This is a genomic window from Nocardia sp. NPDC049149, from assembly GCF_043197455.1.
GTDB lineage: Bacteria > Actinomycetota > Actinomycetes > Mycobacteriales > Mycobacteriaceae > Nocardia.
This window is the reverse complement of sequence record NZ_JBICTD010000006.1, coordinates 706,865-724,029: the sequence shown is the minus strand read 5'-3', so window position 1 is coordinate 724,029 and position 17,165 is coordinate 706,865. Positions and strand designations below refer to the sequence as shown.

Below are 17,165 nucleotides of genomic sequence, written 5' to 3'. Positions count from 1 at the left end.
CACCCGCCTCTACGGAGCCACCAGCGGTCCATAGGCGTCCGGGCGGCGGTCACGATAGAAGGCCCAGCGGTCGCGGACCACCTTGATCAGGTCCAGGTCCAGGTCGCGGATCACCAGTTCGGGGTCGGTGTCGGAGGCGACCTCGCCGACGAACTTGCCCTCCGGGTCGACGAAGTAGCTGGTGCCGTAGAAGTCGTCGTCGCCGTACTCTTCGATGCCGACACGGTTGATCGCGCCGATGAAGTACTCGTTGGCCACCGCGGAGGCAGGCTGCTCCAGTTTCCACAGGTAGCCGGACAGGCCGCGCGAGGTGGCGGACGGGTTGAACACGATTTCGGCGCCCGCCAGGCCGAGGGCACGCCAGCCCTCCGGGAAATGGCGGTCGTAACAGATATAGACGCCGACCTTGCCGACCGCGGTGTCGAACACCGGCCAGCCGAGGTTGCCAGGACGGAAGTAGAACTTCTCCCAGAACCCGTTGACGTGCGGAATATGGTGCTTACGATATTTGCCGAGGTAACTGCCGTCGGCGTCGATCACGGCCGCGGTGTTGTACAGCAGGCCGGGCTGTTCCTGCTCGTACACCGGCAGAACCATCACCATGCCTAATTCCTTTGCCAGCGCGGCGAATCGATCCGTCGTCGGGCCAGGCACCGATTCGGCGTAGTCGTAGAACTTCGTGTCCTGCAACTGGCAGAAGTACGGGCCGTAGAACAGCTCCTGGAAACAGATCACCTTCGCGCCCTGCGCGGCGGCCTGACGTGCGTAATCCTCGTGGGCTTTGATCATGGACTCTTTGTCGCCGGTCCAGTTCGTCTGGACGAGCGCCGCTCGAACGATTCCCATGCTTTGTTATACTTCACTCCGAACCAATTCGGTTGTGTTACAAGAATGCGGAAACAGTTTCGTAGCCGTAAATCCTGGGATTCGCCGTAGTTCCGGTGTCCCGCCCGACGCAGAATGACGGTTGTGAGCGAGCGTCAGCGAGTGAACCGAGGACACAGCCGAGCATCGCTCGGTCATGGCGGAGGCGAGCGCCAGCGAGGCGCAGTCATGAGCGAGCGTCAGCGAGTGAACCGAGGACACAGCCGAGCATCGCTCGGTCATGGCGGAGCCGAGCGCCAGCGAGGCGCAGTCATGAGCGAGCGTCAGCGAGTGAACCAAGGACACAGCCAAGCGGTGCTCGGTCATGGCGGTGCCGAGCGCCAGCGAGGCGCAGTCATGAGCGAGCGTCAGCGAGTGAACCGAGGACACAGCCAAGCGGTGCTCGGTCATGGCGGAGGCGAGCGTCGGGTAGGCGGGGGCGAGCGAGGCGCGGGTGGGAATCAGCAAGGCGGGCTCGGGAGCCAGCGAGACGTAGTCACCGACATGGTGCAGCCGTGTGCCGACTGGAAAGTCGGGCCCGTGCAACGGTGTGGTTCCGCTCCAGTCGAGTCGGGACAGCCCGGCGGACGTGCGGGCCCATGGCACTCCAACGGGGCGCATCCAAAAATCAGCGCTTCAGCCGCGCCACCCCAGCACGCCACTCGAGGGCACACAGGCTTGGCCAGCAATCCGCACCCCTTCTGTGGATCGGCACTCTCTCCGGGCGCCCAGAGCTGGTGCAAATCCACAGAAACGGTGCGGATCCCAACGACGAGCGCGGCACATCGGCGCGGTGCACAGGGTCACGCGGGCACGGCGGGCGATTCGCACTCGTTCTGCGGAACCGCACCCGTTCCAGGCGGCCAGAACGGGTGCGGATGCAAAGCACGCGTACGGATCCCAAGAACGAGCGCGGCCCTTGGGCCGCAGCCGGGCGGCACGCAAGTCCACGCAGACTCGATCGGCAATCCGCACCCCTTCTGTGGATCGGCACTCTCTCCGGGCGCCCAGAGCTGGTGCGAATCCGCAGAAACGGTGCGGATCCCGAGAACGAGTGCGGACCGCGGGGCGCAGCTGCGCGGCGCGCAGAGTTGCGCGGGCCCGGTGGGCGATTCGCACCGGTTCTGTGGATCCGCACCCGGTCTGGGCCGGCGGAACGGGTGCCGATGGGCAGGACGGGTGCGGATGTTGGGGGTGGGGCGTGAGCGTTGAGCCGGTGCGGGCTGAGGCGTCGGGGGCGGGTGGGTGGTTCATTGCGGATCTGGCGGATCGGACGTCGGCGGGGATTGCGGCGGCGGTCAGTCGCCAGATTCGGACCGGGGCGTTGGCGCCTGGGGCTCGGCTGCCAACGGTCCGTGAAGTCGCCAGGGAATTGAAGGTGTCGCCTGCGACGGTGAACCAGGCGTGGCGGGCGTTGGCGGCCGCCGGTGCGATCGTGGCGCGGGGGCGGGCGGGGACCTTTGTCGGCGCACCGGCGACTACTGCCGTCGGCCGATACCAGCGACTGCATCCGCCATCCTGCAGCACTTTTCGGATCGATCTCTCCCGTGGCACGCCCGATCCTGAGCTGCTTCCCGACCTCGGCGCCGCGCTGCGCGACCTGACTCGGAACCAGGCGAACGACCTCGCCGCCGACTATCTCGGCGAGGCAGTGCTGCCCGAGCTTGCCGCGAAAGTGCGGGCCGACTGGCCGTTTCGGGCCGAACGCCTCGCGGTGCTCGACGGTGCGCTGGACGCGGTCGACCGGATGCTGTCCACGCATGTGCGGCTCGGCGATGCGGTGGCGGTCGAAGATCCGTGTTTCCCACCGTTTCTCGACTTGCTCGCCCGGCTCGGCGCCCGCCCGATTCCGGTGCGCATGGACGAATCCGGGCTGTTGCCCGAGGAACTCGCGCGCGCGGTCACCGAACACGAAGCCAGCTGCCTGATCCTGCAGCCACGCGCCCAGAATCCCACCGGTGTCTCGCTCACCGCGCGACGCATCCGGGAACTGTCCGATGTGCTGCACGGCGCCGACACACTCATCATCGAGGACGACCACTCCGCCGGAATCGCCGCCGCCCCACTGCGTTCCCTTGGCAGCCGACTACCCGGGCGCACCGTCCACATCCGCTCCTACTCGAAATCGCATGGCGCCGATCTGCGACTCGCCGTCGTCGGCGGACCGGCCGAGCTGCTCGATCCGGTCATCGAACGCCGCATGCTCGGCGCAGGCTGGACCAGCAGACTCCTCCAGCGCGTCCTGCTGAGCATGCTCGACGACGAGACCGCCGTGCACGCCGTCACCACCGCCCGCGCCGAATACCGCAGGCGCTCAGCCGAACTCCGCCGCGCACTGGCGATGCGCGGCATCACGGTCGCGCGCGGCGACGGCATCAATCTGTGGCTGCCGGTCGCCGACGAGAACGCCGCGATGATCTCCCTAGCGGCGGCAGGCATCAAGGCAGCGCCCGGCGGGCCCTTCATAGTCGGCGACTATCCACCGACCGACCACCTCCGAATCACCATCTCCCCGCTGACCGACGCAGACCTCGACTGGCTCACCACCGAACTCGCCGCCGCCACCACCGCCGCCCCCACCTACCGCCGCATCCGACGCAGCTGAGTTTCCACCGACTGCCGCCCGAGTCCGCACTCACCCGCCTACCGCCACATCCGACACAGACTGTTCGCCGCACACCTTCTGAGTCCCCGCACACCGACTCGCCGCACTGACACGCGTGCGGATGTCAAACCATGTGCGGCAAGGAACCACGAACGCGCGCACCCCGCTGGTTTCGTACGACCAGCACCGACCCACCACACCCGACGTCGCCGCACACCTTCTGCGTTCCCGCACGCCGACTCGCCGCACTGACACGCGTGCGGATGTCAGACCGTGTGCGGCGAGGGACCACAGACGGCCGTACCCGTTGGTTTTTCGTACGATCCGCACCGTCCTGGCCCGCTTCGGCCGCCGAGATGGCATTATTCGCGACGGCATCGTCCGGTGCGCAATCCGAATGAAGGAGATTCCTAGCGGTGAGCAGCGAAGTGCAAGGGCGGCAATTCGACATCAGGCGTGGTTGGCGGCTCGGGGTGCCGCGTGGGGTGCTACGCGTGGTCGGCGTGGCGGCGGTGGCCGCGGCGCTGGCGGCGTTCGCGAGTGGCGGTGTTTCGGCGAATACCTGGAGCGTGCGGACGCAGGCGCCCGCACAGTGCGGCGCACCGAAGGCGCCCGCGAAGACGGCGTCCACCGATACGTGGCCTGCGCCGGACCGTGTCGCCGACCCGAACGCCCAATACACCGCGACGCTCGAAACCAACTGCGGTGCCGTGGCCATCGCGCTGGATTCCAAGGCGCCGGAAACCGTCAACTCGTTCGTCTTCCTGAGCGAAAAGCACTACTTCGACCTGACCAAGTGCCACCGCGTCACCACCCAGGGCATCTTCGTCCTGCAGTGCGGGGACCCGACAGCGACCGGCACGGGCGGCCCCGGCTACCAGATCCCCGACGAGAACCTGGCAGGAGCCACCTACCCGGCGGGCACCGTCGCGATGGCCAACGCGGGCCCGAACACCAACGGCAGCCAGTTCTTCCTCGTCTACAAGGACAGCCCGCTGCCGCCGAGCTACACACCGTTCGGCAAGGTCACCGCGGGCCAGGACGTCCTCGATTCGATCGGCAACGCAGGCGTGCAGGGCGGCGGCTCCGACGGCGCCCCCGCCGCCGACGTCGTCCTCAATTCAGTCACCACCGCACGCAACTAACCCTCATCCCCACTGTGGCGGCGTCCGTGGACGCCGCCACAGTCATGTCCGGCGCACGAGTGGCACATGGCTGTGGCAAACGCCGAGAGCGCCTCACCGTGGTGTGCCACTCGTGGACCATTACTTGTGCGGAGTGAGGTCGAAGGTGGTTGCGCCGGTGTCGCCGGACGGGATGATGGGCAGGATCACGGAGGACGGGTGTTCTGCGTCCTTGTAGATGGTTTGGGTCGCGGGTTGGGTTCGGGTGTTGTCGCCGAAGGGTTCTCCGGTGTTGGGGTTCGGCGCGTACTGCGGGTAGTCGCTGCTGGAGACGGCGAGGCGGACGCGATCGCCTGCCTTGAACAGGTAACTGGTCGGCCAGATCTTGATGGTGAACTTGTAGGGCTGACCGGGCACGAGATGCGTTGGGTTCGTGAGCGAATCGCGGAAGGCGGCCCGGATGATGCCGTTGTTGAGGTTGATCACCGAGCCGTCCTGGCCGAGCACCTCCAGCCGCGCAACGAAATCGGTGTCGACCGCGGTCGAGGAAGCCCAGAGCTGCACCGTGATCGGGCCGGTGAGTTCGGTGTCGGTGGTGAAAGGCGCGGTGTCGTAGGTGAGTACGTCCGACCGCTGTTCCACCGCGCCCTGCTCGAACGGGCCCTGCGGTCCGGTGCCGACGCCGCAGCAGGAGTGGCCGCCCGCGCTCGGCGCGGGATCCTCGGGGTCGTAGCGGTAGCGGTCGGTATCGGCCGCGCCGGTCGGCACCTGTTCGACGAGCTTGCCTGCGCGTCCCATGGCGCCGTTGACCCCGCTGCCGTTGAAATAGTATGTCTTCCACTGGGTTTGCGGCAGCGGCCAGCTCGGCGCGGTCTTCCACCGATTGGCGCCCATCACGTAGTAGTCGACGCGCGGCTTGTCGCCTGCGACGCCGTTGTCTACGCCCTTGAGGAAGTGGTCGTACCAGGCCAGCATCAGCTCGTTGATGGGACTGTTGCCGACCGGTCCGAGCTTGTCGAGCAGCGGGGCGATCGTCGAAGTCGGCCTGCCCCAACCGAGGTGGTCCCACGGCCCGATCACCAGGCGCTGGTTCTGCCGTGCCTGCGGCGTGCCGCCCTTGTCGACCATGCCGGTGAAGTTCTCGACGCCGCCCGCGAGGAAGGCGTCGTACCAGCCCTGCATGTCGAGCACCGGGATCTTCACATCCTGATAGTGCTCGCGGATGCTCCAGCGCTTCCAGTAGTCGTTGTAGGTGGAGTTGCGGATCCAGTCGAAGTACCACGACGCGACCGCGGGGTTGCCGGGCTGCAGTGGCGGAAAGTCCTTGTACGGGCGGAAATTCATCCATGTGGTGAAGTCCGGCATCGCCGCCTTGATCTGGTCGGCCGCGGCGGTGTCCTTGCGCTGCTCGGCGGATTCGAGCCCGATGGTGCCGACCGCCCACGGTTCGACGAAGCCGAGCCGGAACGCGCCGCCCTCGTAGGTCCAGCCGTCGTAGTAGTCCGAGGCCGTGTTGGCGGGGACGATGGTGGTCAGGTGCGGCGGGGTCTCGACGGCGGCGAGCCACTGGGTGGCGCCGACATACGACGAGCCGTACATGCCCACTTTGCCGTTGGTGCCCGGCAATTGGGCCGCCCACTCGACCGAGTCATAGCCGTCTTTCAGGTCGTTGTCGAACTCGGTGAACGTGCCCTCCGACCTACCGATGCCGCGAATATCCTGGATCACCACCAGGTAGCACTGCGAGGCGAACCAGTCCGGTGTCTGATAACGCGAGGGTTGTACCTGCGCAGCGGATTTCCCGTATTGCGTGCGCATCAGGATCACCGGCACCGGATCACTGGTTTTCGGGCGATAGACGTCGGCGCGCAGGACCGTCCCGTCCCGCATCGTCCCGGGGACATCGGTCTCTTTGTCTACGGCGCACTTCCCCCGCCCGGACGTCGGTGGCCATGGGCCGGTCTCCGTTGGTGCAGGAGTCTGCGTGCTCGCGGTCTTATTGGTGTCGGATCCGGAGGTACATCCCCCGACCAGAACCCCGACACACAACGCCGCCATGAGCAGACGTCCGACACCCATGCGATATCCGGACAAGGTGATCCACCTCCCGCAGAGGCGCAACCAGGGATTCGGAGTGCACAGCTTCGAGAACGCCTCCGTCGCGCTGATCTTACCAGTGCAAGATCAGAGATCCGATGAATTTCGCCGAGTTCATCCGCAATTCTGTCAATACTAATCATGTTGCACTGCAACAGTTTCCGTGATCCAGATACAGCATGAGCGGCTCAGCGCCGAGATCCGCTACGGGACCAACTGAGCCAAGTCGACATGATCGTGGAACGGAGCCACCTGCTCCCCGAGCAGCAACCGCCGCGCCACGTGCCCCACCTGCCCCGCCGCGAACCGCGCCTCGCTGGCCAACTGCGGATAGCCCGACAGTGACCGGCCGACTTGCTCGACAGACCGCCGCGACCGACTCGAAATGCTCCCCCAACCGCCGAGCCATCCGGTGAGCGACCGCAAAAACCCTGCCGTCGAGGCGAACTCGGCCCGCCGCGCCGGACGCCCGTCGACCAGCCCGTGAAAGACCGGCAACGCCGGCTCGGTCCGATACGGTTCCACGCTCAGAAACCCGCGCTCGTCGGCCGCGTACACCACATCGAGTCCCCGCGCCTTGGCCCGCGTCCGCATGTCGTACTTGGTCGGCAGATCGTCACATTCCTCGACAAGCAGATCGAGCCCTTCGAGAAACGCGTCGGCATTCTCCGCCGTCACCCCGTGATCGAAGACGGTCACGTGCAGATACGGATCGATCTCAGCGATCCGTCGAGCCACGATCCACGCCTTAGGTACCCCGAGATCGGCCACACTCGCGTTGAGCCGATTGAGGTTCGACAGATCCAGCGCATCGAAATCCGCCAGCACGATGTGCCCGCACAGATGCTCCTGCGCCAACGTCACCGCCGCTTCCCCGCCCACCGACAGCCCGAGTACCCCAACACATTTCCCGCGCAGCACCTGTTGCTCGGCCCGAGTGATCTTGTCTTGGTTGCGATCTGTGAGCACATCGAAGAAGTCGTCCGGCCCCAATACGTGCACCACCCGCCGCGTCCACGGCAGGTACGCCCAACATCCATAGGTCGCCGAATCCCCGGCCAATGTCTCGGCGATGAACTGTTCCCGCTCCTGCCCCTCCCCCGGCAGTCGAATCCGCGCCAGCTCAGCGACCTGCCCTGCCACGGTGTCCAACACCTCGACGTGGTGCTCCCGGCAGATCTCGGCGAATTCGGCGCCATCCGCTACCGCGACAATCACCGCCGCCCACCCCGGCGGCGCGCCCAACGCTGCGCGAAAACCCGTCAAGTCCACCGGGTTTCGCTGCTCCACCCGACCAATCTGAAACGAGGCCATGCCTAGCTCCCGCCAATCGTTGACTCAGTCAATGATAACGGCGAACCTGCCGCAAGCGAGGGCGAATCTCATCCAGAGCGCCGCGCACTGGTGATGATCTCCGGACTCGTGTCCGTTAACGGCGTGCGATCCCAGTTCCCGAACTGTTCGGCGACGACCAAACCCGCCTCGGACAGAAAGCCGGACAAAGCCTCCGGGCCCAGGAACCGCAGCGTCGAACGACTGACCTCCGGTTCCCAGCCGGCACTGGTGAACGTGTGCGTGAAAGACACCAGATCGCCGTGGACCGGCTGTGCGACCTCACAGACGCTGCGCACCACCGCGCCCGTCTCATCCGTCGCCTCCCCCGAGTACCGCCGATCCCACGTCTCCCATTCCCGCACAAGCGGATTGCGCGTCTCGAAGACGAAGCGACCGGTAGCGGTCAGCGTCGCCGCGATCGCCGCCAACGCGGCCCGCAGCTCGTCGTCCTCGACCAAAACCTGAAACGCATGCCCGGTCATGACCACGAGATCGAACTGCCCCAGCGCGGCACTCGCGTCGCCGAGCACCCACTCGATATCGGCACGGGCACGTGCCATCTCGAGCATCCCCGGGGCCGGGTCCAGTCCGCACAGGCGGCCGACATGGCCGGACTCCCTGGCCCGGTGCAGTAGCGCACCGGTCCCGCAGCCCACGTCGAGCACCGATTCCGCGGCCAGCACCAACGGCAGGTAGAACTCGAAATCGCTACGTGCGTCCCACGGATGCAAGCGGTCGTACCACGCGGCGAGCCGGACATCGGTGAACAGCTTGTCGACCATGGTCGAAGCATGGCAGCGGCGATCGTCCGACCGCTACCGATTTTCCGGCTCGATCGTGTTGGTAGAGATACGCATTCGCTGGATGCACTCGGTGGTCCCGGCCTCGGCAGTCAGCCCCGGATGCCGAGCGTGTCGAGCAAGTCGCGGACGCGTTGTTCGATCTGGTCGCGGATCTGCCGAACGGTGTCGAGGTCCTGGCCCGCGGGGTCGCCGAGTGTCCAGTCGCGGTAGGTGACGCCAGGATAGTAGGGACAGGTGTCCCCGCAGCCCATAGTGATGACCACGGTGGATGTTTCGACGGTGTCGGCAGTCAGGATCTTGGGCGTGTAGCCGGTGATGTCGATGCCGACTTCGGCCATCGCCTCGACGGCGACCGGGTTGATCGCGTCGGCGGGTGCGGTGCCCGCGGAACGAACTTCGACCGCATCACCGGCTAGGCGGCTGAGGAAACCCTGGGCCATTTGCGAGCGTCCGGCGTTGTGGACGCAGACGAACAAGACGCTCGGCTTGGAAACCATTGGTGGACATGCCTTTCAGTGTGCGGCGCGGTGCGGGGTGACGACGTCTGCCGCCGAGGCCGTGCCGGGATACAGGACGCTGACCAACGCGAGCCCGGTCAGTGCGCCGATCAGTTGGGCAGCAATGAACCCGGCAGCGGAGGCGGGGGCGATCCCGGCGAAGGTGTCGGAGAAGACGCGTCCGATGGTGACGGCCGGATTGGCGAAGGAGGTCGAGCTGGTGAACCAGTAGGCCGCGCCGATCCACGCCGCGACCGCAGCCGCCGACAAGGCCGCCCGGCCCGTGCGGGCGAGGGTGAAGATGACGGCGATAAGCCCTGCGGTGGCAAGGATTTCGCCGATCAGATGTCCGCCGGTGATGCGGTGGTGGGTGGCGAGTTGCAGCGGGGTTTGGTCGAACATGAGGTTGGCCATGACCGCGCCGATGATCCCGCCGCCGGTCTGTGCGCACGCATAGGCGATGACATCACGGCCGGTCAGGCCCGTGCCCGCGCGGCGGCCGAGCAGCCAGTCGACGGCGGAAACCACCGGGTTGAGATGGGCGCCGGACACCGGGCCGAAGACCAGAATCAGCACCGCGAGCCCGAACACCGTGGTGGTGGAGTTCTGCAGCAGTTGCAGGCCGGGATCGCCGGGCGACAGCTGACTGGCGGCGATGCCCGAGCCGACAACGATGCAGACCAGCAGTGCGGTCCCGACGAACTCCGCGAGCAGCCGCCGCGTCAGCGGTGCGCTCATACCGGCGTGCTGACAGATTCGACGCCCGCGGCGCCCAAGACTGCGGAAAGTTGCTGCAGGACTTGCGGTATCGCCCAGTAGTAGACCCAGGTACCGCGGCGTTCGCAGTCGATGAGGCCCGCTTCGCGCAGCACCTTGAGGTGGTGGGAGATGGTGGGCTGGGACTGCTCGAACTGCGGGGTCAGTTCGCACACGCAGACTTCTTCCCCCGGACGGGAGGCGATCAGCGACAACAGCCGCAACCGGACCGGGTCGGCCAGCGCCTTGAACGCGACGGCCAGTTCGACCGCGGCATTGTGGCTCAGCGGCGCGGTCAGCGTCGGTGCGCAGCAGGCGTTCGTGGACGCGATCACTGACAGTTCGTGTTTCGACACCTATCTATATTGACAGACATCGATTCAGCGGCGCAAGCTGTATCGACATTCATCGATACAACCCGGTCGGGGCATCGCCGGACCGGATATTCAGCAAGGGGTGTGTCATGACAGATCAGCAGAGCGAACTCAGGGAGACCGTCCGAGCCCGGTATGCCCAGGCCGCGATCACCGTCGCCGACGGTGGCGTCGCGAACGATTGCTGCGGCAGTGGCGATGTCGCGATCGACGCGAACTTCGGTGCGAGCCTGTACCGCACGGCCGACCGTGACGAGCTCCCGATCGCGGCCACTGCCGCGTCGCTCGGCTGCGGCAATCCGACCGCTGTCGCAGAACTCCGCGAAGGTGAACGAGTGCTCGACCTGGGTTCAGGCGGTGGCATCGACGTGCTGTTGTCCGCGCGCCGAGTAGGGCCGACCGGCAAGGCATTCGGGGTCGACATGACCGACGAAATGCTGGCGCTGGCACAGGCGAACGCCGCCAAAGCCGAAGCGACGAACGTGGAATTCCTGAAGGGCACGATCGAGTCGATTCCGTTGCCCGCCAACAGCATCGACGTGGTCATCTCGAACTGCGTGATCAACCTGTCGGTCGACAAGCCTGCCGTGTTCGCCGAGATGGCTCGTGTGCTTGTCCCCGGCGGGCGCATCGGGATCTCCGACGTCGTCGCCGAGGACACCCTGTCCGCCGAACAGCGCGGCGAGCGCGGTGACTACGTCGGGTGCATCGCAGGCGCATTGTCGTTCGCCGAATATCGGGCGGGACTGACCGCAGCCGGATTCAGCGATATCGAGATCACACCAACCCATTCGGTGGCCGACGGGATGCACTCGGCGATCGTGCAGGCCGTCAAGCCGGTCGAGCAGCACAGCACCGAAGACGCCGCAACTCCATGTTGCGGACCGTCCTGCTGCGTGTAGAACCGGACTCCGATCACCCGGCGCCGAATCGCGCTCGGCGCCGGGTCCCACTCAGCACTGGGTCCCACTCGCCGCCAGGCCTCGCCGACGCCAGGTCCCACCCCTCGCCAGGCCCCACCCCTCGCCAGGTCCCACCCCTCGCCAGGCCTCGCCCGACGCCAGACCCCGCCCGACGCCGGGCCCCACTCGACCCTGGATCTCACTCGCCGCCAGGCCTCGCCGACGCCAGGTCCCGCTCGCCGCAAGGTCCCGCCCGACGCCAGGCCCCGCCCGACGCCAGGCCCCGCCAGACGCCAGGCCCCGCCCGACGCCAGGCCCCGCCCGACGCAAGGTCCCGCTCGCCGCCAGGTCCCGCTCGCCGCCAAACCTCGCCCGACGCCAGACCCCGCCCGACGCAAGGTCCCGCCCGACGCAAGGTCCCGCCCGACGCAAGGTCCCGCCCGACGCCAGGCCTCGCCCGACGCCAGGTCCCGCCCGACGCAAGGTCTCACTCGCCGCAAGGTCCCGCCCGTCGGGGTCACTTCTCCAGTTCGGTCGAGTTCACAAGTGCAACAAGGAGGGCCAGGTTGTCGACCAGGGGTTGACGGGTCGGTCGCAACGCCAGATGGTGACGTCTCGGGTGACGCCGGGGAAGCCGAGAGTGGCGTCCGCTCGGCCGATGGGGGTCATCGCGCCGAAGAGCGGGCGGATGTCGGCTTCCTTGCCGCCTACCCACAGCACGGTGGTTGCGGAGTCGGGCGGGGCGCCGAAATAGCCGAAACCGCGGTTCGGGCTGTAAACGGCGGGCAGGCCGTACTTTTCGCGGAACATGTCGAGTGCGCTTGCCTGCCAATAGGAGTCGGCGACGATGACGACGCCTGCCCGCTCGGATTCCGGAATCGCCTGGTAGGCGGTCGCAGTCGATTCGGCGAGCTCGGGCCAGCCGAACTTGCCGTAGACGTCGAGTGCCAAACCGACCTCGTTCTCGTCCTTGACCGGCGTGATGTCCGATTCGGCGCGCCATGGCAGCGAGAACAGCACGGTCGCCACCGAAAGCACGACCACCGGGATTGTCACGTAGGTGCGCCAGCGTGCCGAGGCGTCGGTCCAGCGGACGGCGCCCGCCGCCATGATCGCGGCGTAGCAGCCCGCCGCGTAGTACGGCCTGCCGTCGGTGACGAGGAAGACGACGGCGAGCAGCAACGGCAGCGGAGCGAGAAAACGGTAGGGGCGCAAAGGTTCCCAGCGGAACAACGTCACGATTCCGTAGATCAGCAGTGCGCCGCCGAGCAGCCCGGCGAGAATGATGGCCAGGGGCAGCCAGGTGTAGCGACCACCGATGGTCGCCTGCTCCTGCGCGACCACCGCGCCGAGCCGCAGCTGCGGCCAGTCGTGACTCGCCTGCCAGATCAGGCTCGGCAGGGTCACCAGGAGGACCAGCGCGGCGCCGGCCCACAATGCGGGGCGGCGCAACAGCTCTCGTGGCCCAAAGCACAGCGCGCCGATCGCGACCGCGATCCAGAAGAACGGGATCAACCATTTGACCTGCATGTCCACCGCCGTAGCCAGCGCGGCGCCGAGTAGCAGCAGATCGTTGCGGGTTCGCACCCAGCGGATGAGCAACCAGCTGATCAGCACCCACAGGGCGGTGTCGATCGTGTTGGTGGCCAACAGGACTCCCTGCACGAGCAGGAACGGCGACGTCGCGTAGGCGATGGCGGTGAGCACCTGCGCGCGGCGCGACCCACCGAACTCCCTGGCGATCTGCGCGCTGATCACAATCGCGGCGACCGTGACCAGCACCGCCGGAATCCGCAGGGCGACCATGGATCCCGGCGCAAGCAGATCCATCAGCCGGGCGATCGCAGGCAGCACCGGCCCCTGATCGGCATAACTGACAGCGAGCCTGCGTCCCGCGGCGACGAAATACATTTCATCGCCGAAGAATCCGTAGCGCCCCACCGAGGCCAACAGCGCGATCGCCGAAAGCACCGCGACAACGCCTACCCCGACGACCGCGAACGGCGGTCGCGGTTCCGAGATATCCTCATGCCGTACTTGCGTTTTCATCAGATCATTCATCGTTCCCCACCTTGCGTGTCGCCACGTCGATCACTCGGCGCACGTGCGCCGAGTAGCTATCCATATCGAAATCCGGTTCCCGGGTCGCCCGCCCGGCAGCGCCGTCGATCACGTCGCGAATGGTCTTCGCCATCGACACCGGATCGAACTCGTCGCCGAATTCGCCGGAATCCTGTCCCGCGCGCATGATCTCGATCAGCGGCGCCATGATCTCCTGCTCGCCCTCCGCGGTGGCGAACCGATGCTTACCGTCCGCGCCCCGCAGATTCAGCACCACATCGGTGAGTGCCGCGATGTGCTTCGTGTTCGCCGCGATGAAGTCCAGGTTCGATCCGATGTAGGCCAGCAACTTGTCTCGCGCGCCGTCCGCGGCCTCCACCGCGGGCCCGATCCGCTCGCCCCCCATCACATAGAGCTGGATCACCACCTGCTCCATCAGGTCGTCCTTGCCCGCAAAGTGATACGAGATCACCCCTTTGGAGATCCCCGCCTGCTCGGCAATCCGCGCCAACGACGCACTCCCATACCCGACCTCGGAGATCACCTCCACCGCGGCCCCGATGATCTGCCGCCGCCGCGCCTGCTCGATAAACGACCCCCGCTGACCATCCAGCCCATTTTCTGACCGCACGGCCAAATATTAACACACCCGGCCAACCAAGACCCCGATCAGCAGCCACCCACCCCGCGCCGGAGTTGGTCGGTTGATCATGGGGAACTGGTGCAGGCGTCGCCCGAGAAGCCACCTGCACCATTACCCCCTCGGCCCGAAACAACCCCTCCGATCCCACAAGCTGGCAGCGCTGGCACTTCTGAGGCCGGTAACCGCGCCCAGCCTGCCTGACCCCGAAATCCGCACCCCTTCTGCGGATCCGCACCCGTTCTAGCAGCCCACAGCTAGTGCGGATCCCCAGAACGAGTGCGGTTGCCGAGAGGGGGTGCGGATTACGGAGCGCGCGGTGGGTGCGAGCGAGGATTCGGCGTAGTTGATCGTGAAACCCCCGCAGCCGCACCCTTTCTGTCTTCCCGCACACGATCTGGCATGCGAAATCGTGTGCGGGAAGACAGAAAGTGTGCGGCTGAGAGTCTTTGATCTTGAATCTCTGTCTTTGATCTTGAAAGTTCTCGAAACGGGAGCACAGCCAAGTAACCCGGCTGGGACGAGAGAACGCGTGACCGACAGCGGAGGTCAGCCGGGTACGGCAGGCGACGCCACCACGCTAATCCGGTGCACACACCGAGATGCCGTACTCACAGGAGACCGTGTAGTCGGGGAAATCTTTGCCTTCGCCGAGCCCAAAGCGGCACGAGCGCAACCCAACCCGACCCGTGGGGCCGCGGCCTCGGAAGCACGCGGCTTCGGGGGCGCGGCTTTGGGGGCTGGTGCGGGTTTCGTAAGGCGTGTTGCGTTTGGGGTGGTGGTTTATCCGCGGGTTGGACGGCTTCCTGGCGAGCGGGACGGTTTCGGGGTTTGCACTGGATAGCGTGGTGGCGTCGGGTGCCGTACCCGGCTGACCTCCGCTGTCAGGTGCGTGTTCTCTTGTTCCAGACCGGGTTGCTTGGCTGTGGTCCGGTTCAAAGATCTTGAAAGAAATCGACGGTAGTCAAATGGTGGGCGTCTCGGTGCGTACTGCCACCATATGACTCCCGTCGATGAAGTTGATCAACCATTTCACTCCCGTCGATGGGCCAACAACCATTGCACTCCCGTCGATGAGGCTCGCAACCACTTCTCTCACGCCAATGAAGCCCAGCGACCACTTCTCTCACGCCGCAGTTGTCCGCAACCACAACCAAGTGCGCACACAGCGAAAAGGCCGCGCTCCCAACGGGAGCGCGGCCTTTCGGTCCGAAATCTACAGGTACTGACCCGTGTTCGACTCGGTGTCGATCGCCCGGCTTGCGCTGGCGTTCTTGCCGGTGACCAGGGTGCGGATGTAGACGATCCGCTCGCCCTTCTTGCCCGAGATGCGAGCCCAGTCATCGGGATTCGTGGTGTTGGGCAGGTCCTCGTTCTCGGAGAACTCGTCCACGATCGAATCGTAGAGATGCTGGATGCGCAGGCCGGGGTTGCCGGTGTCGAGGACGGCCTTGATGGCGTACTTCTTGGAGCGGTCCACGATGTTCTGGATCATGGCGCCGGAGTTGAAGTCCTTGAAGTACAGGACTTCCTTGTCACCGTTGGCGTAGGTGACTTCCAGGAAGCGGTTGTCCTCGCTCTCGGCGTACATCCGGTCGACGACCCGTTCGATCATCGCGCGGATGCAGGCCGCCTTGTCGCCACCGAACTCGGCGACGTCGTCGGCATGCAACGGCAGGGTGTCGACCAGGTACTTCGAGAAGATGTCCTGTGCCGATTCCGCGTCGGGCCGCTCGATCTTGATCTTCACGTCCAAGCGGCCCGGCCGCAGGATCGCGGGGTCGATCATGTCCTCGCGGTTGGACGCACCGATCACGATGACGTTCTCGAGTCCCTCGACACCGTCGATCTCCGAAAGCAGCTGCGGCACGACCGTGGTCTCCACGTCGGAGGACACGCCCGAACCGCGGGTGCGGAAGATGGAATCCATCTCATCGAAGAACACGATCACCGGAGTGCCCTCGGACGCCTTCTCGCGAGCCCGCTGGAAGATGATCCGAATGTGGCGCTCGGTCTCACCGACGAACTTGTTGAGCAGCTCGGGGCCTTTGATGTTCAGGAAGAATGACTTGGCTTCCTTGGCATCCTCACCACGCGCTTCGGCGATCTTCTTGGCCAGCGAATTCGCCACCGCCTTGGCGATGAGCGTCTTACCGCAGCCGGGCGGGCCGTACAGCAGCACACCCTTGGGTGGGCGCAGCGCGTACTCGCGGAACAGATCCTTGTGCAGGAACGGCAGTTCCACCGCGTCCCTGATCTGCTCGATCTGCCTGCCGAGACCACCGATGTCGGTGTAGTCGACGTCCGGAACCTCTTCCAGCACAAGGTCTTCGACCTCAGCCTTGGGGATCCGCTCGAACGCGAAGCCGGCCTTGGTGTCGACCAGCAGCGAATCGCCGGGACGCAGCTTGCGAATCGGGGAGTCGGGGTCGTCCATGTCGTCGTATTCGGCGACCTTGGCCAGCGGGCCAGCCAACCAGACGACGCGCTCCTCGTCGGCATGACCGACGACCAGCGCCCGGCGACCGTCGTCGAGGATCTCGCGCAGCGTGCCGATCTCACCGACGGCGTCGTAGACGCCTGCCTCGACCACCGTGAGCGCCTCGTTGAGGCGGACGGTCTGGCCGTATTCGAGGGTCGAGGTCTCGATGTTCGGCGAACACGTCAACCGCATCTTGCGACCCGAAGTGAACACGTCGACCGTCTGATCGTCGTAGACACCGATCAGAATCCCGTATCCGCTCGGTGGCTGACCGAGCCGATCGACTTCCTCGCGCAAGGCGACCAGCTGCTGCCGCGCTTCCTTGAGTGTGTCCATCAGCTTCGTGTTGCGAATGGTCAGCGAATCGATGCGGGCTTCCAATTCCCGTGCGCGATCCGGCGAATCGGCGAGTTGCCTTCGGAGTGCAGCCGCCTCGGCGCGTACTGCCTCGAGCTCTCTCCAGGCCGCCGAATCCGAATTCTCGATGGGGCTCATGTGCTGCTCCTCCCAGTCCCGGTCTATCAACGCTACCGGGCGCGAACCGTTCTCGCTTTCCGACATGGTTTCGTCGTGATCACATCTGGGCTGCGATCGACCGCCGGATGACCATGTTAGCCTGCCCTAA

Annotated in this window: 13 protein-coding genes; 3 read left to right on the top strand and 10 right to left on the bottom strand. The window is 66.0% G+C overall.

Translation table 11 applies throughout. The features are described 5' to 3' along the window. Positions 1 to 9: 9 nt before the first annotated feature. Positions 10 to 846: a nitrilase-related carbon-nitrogen hydrolase gene (locus tag ACGFNJ_RS27460; protein ID WP_393453969.1), complete on the bottom strand. Its 837-nt coding sequence runs from the start codon at positions 844 to 846 to the stop codon at positions 10 to 12. A gap of 1,219 nt (positions 847 to 2,065) precedes the next feature. Between ACGFNJ_RS27460 and ACGFNJ_RS27455 the strand changes: the two genes are divergently transcribed. Further along, positions 2,066 to 3,469 (top strand): PLP-dependent aminotransferase family protein, encoded by a 1,404-nt coding sequence (locus ACGFNJ_RS27455; RefSeq protein ID WP_393453966.1) that lies wholly within the window; start codon positions 2,066 to 2,068, stop codon positions 3,467 to 3,469. Positions 3,470 to 3,885: 416 nt separating this feature from the next. Then, positions 3,886 to 4,614, top strand: coding sequence for a peptidylprolyl isomerase (locus tag ACGFNJ_RS27450; protein WP_393453963.1), 729 nt, complete (start codon positions 3,886 to 3,888; stop codon positions 4,612 to 4,614). 120 nt (positions 4,615 to 4,734) lie between these two features. Here the strand turns inward: ACGFNJ_RS27450 and ACGFNJ_RS27445 are convergent, their stop codons facing one another. From ACGFNJ_RS27445 to ACGFNJ_RS27420, 6 genes are all read right to left on the bottom strand, one after another. Beyond that, complete coding sequence (locus ACGFNJ_RS27445) at positions 4,735 to 6,651, bottom strand: CocE/NonD family hydrolase (RefSeq protein ID WP_393454215.1); 1,917 nt, start codon at positions 6,649 to 6,651, stop codon at positions 4,735 to 4,737. A 243-nt stretch (positions 6,652 to 6,894) separates the two neighbouring features. Continuing rightward, positions 6,895 to 8,004: a ThiF family adenylyltransferase gene (locus ACGFNJ_RS27440; RefSeq protein WP_393453960.1), complete on the bottom strand. Its 1,110-nt coding sequence runs from the start codon at positions 8,002 to 8,004 to the stop codon at positions 6,895 to 6,897. Between the two features lie 68 nt (positions 8,005 to 8,072). Then, complete coding sequence (locus tag ACGFNJ_RS27435; protein WP_393453957.1) at positions 8,073 to 8,807, bottom strand: class I SAM-dependent methyltransferase; 735 nt, start codon at positions 8,805 to 8,807, stop codon at positions 8,073 to 8,075. A gap of 110 nt (positions 8,808 to 8,917) precedes the next feature. Continuing rightward, positions 8,918 to 9,325 (bottom strand): arsenate reductase ArsC, encoded by a 408-nt coding sequence (locus ACGFNJ_RS27430; RefSeq protein WP_393453954.1) that lies wholly within the window; start codon positions 9,323 to 9,325, stop codon positions 8,918 to 8,920. A 15-nt stretch (positions 9,326 to 9,340) separates the two neighbouring features. Beyond that, a complete protein-coding gene (locus ACGFNJ_RS27425; protein ID WP_393453951.1) occupies positions 9,341 to 10,063 on the bottom strand; it encodes an aquaporin in 723 nt (240 codons plus the stop codon). Then, positions 10,060 to 10,437 carry a metalloregulator ArsR/SmtB family transcription factor gene (locus ACGFNJ_RS27420; protein ID WP_393453948.1) on the bottom strand — a complete coding sequence of 126 codons (378 nt, stop codon included), beginning with the start codon at positions 10,435 to 10,437 and terminating at the stop codon, positions 10,060 to 10,062. Before ACGFNJ_RS27420 ends, ACGFNJ_RS27425 begins: the two co-directional genes overlap by 4 nt. A 107-nt stretch (positions 10,438 to 10,544) precedes the next feature. Between ACGFNJ_RS27420 and arsM the strand changes: the two genes are divergently transcribed. Continuing rightward, a complete protein-coding gene (gene arsM, locus ACGFNJ_RS27415; RefSeq protein ID WP_393453945.1) occupies positions 10,545 to 11,357 on the top strand; it encodes an arsenite methyltransferase in 813 nt (270 codons plus the stop codon). Between the two features lie 540 nt (positions 11,358 to 11,897). Here the strand turns inward: arsM and ACGFNJ_RS27410 are convergent. From ACGFNJ_RS27410 to arc, 3 genes are all read right to left on the bottom strand, one after another. Continuing rightward, positions 11,898 to 13,418, bottom strand: coding sequence for a glycosyltransferase family 39 protein (locus ACGFNJ_RS27410; protein WP_393453943.1), 1,521 nt, complete (start codon positions 13,416 to 13,418; stop codon positions 11,898 to 11,900). Then, the gene (locus ACGFNJ_RS27405) at positions 13,411 to 14,049 is read right to left on the bottom strand and encodes a TetR/AcrR family transcriptional regulator (RefSeq protein ID WP_393453940.1); all 639 of its coding nucleotides are present in this window, start codon (positions 14,047 to 14,049) and stop codon (positions 13,411 to 13,413) included. Before ACGFNJ_RS27405 ends, ACGFNJ_RS27410 begins: the two co-directional genes overlap by 8 nt. Before the next feature lie 1,225 nt (positions 14,050 to 15,274). Further along, entirely contained in the window at positions 15,275 to 17,035 is a 1,761-nt protein-coding gene (gene arc, locus ACGFNJ_RS27400) for a proteasome ATPase (RefSeq protein WP_393453937.1), read from the bottom strand. Positions 17,036 to 17,165: the final 130 nt, after the last annotated feature.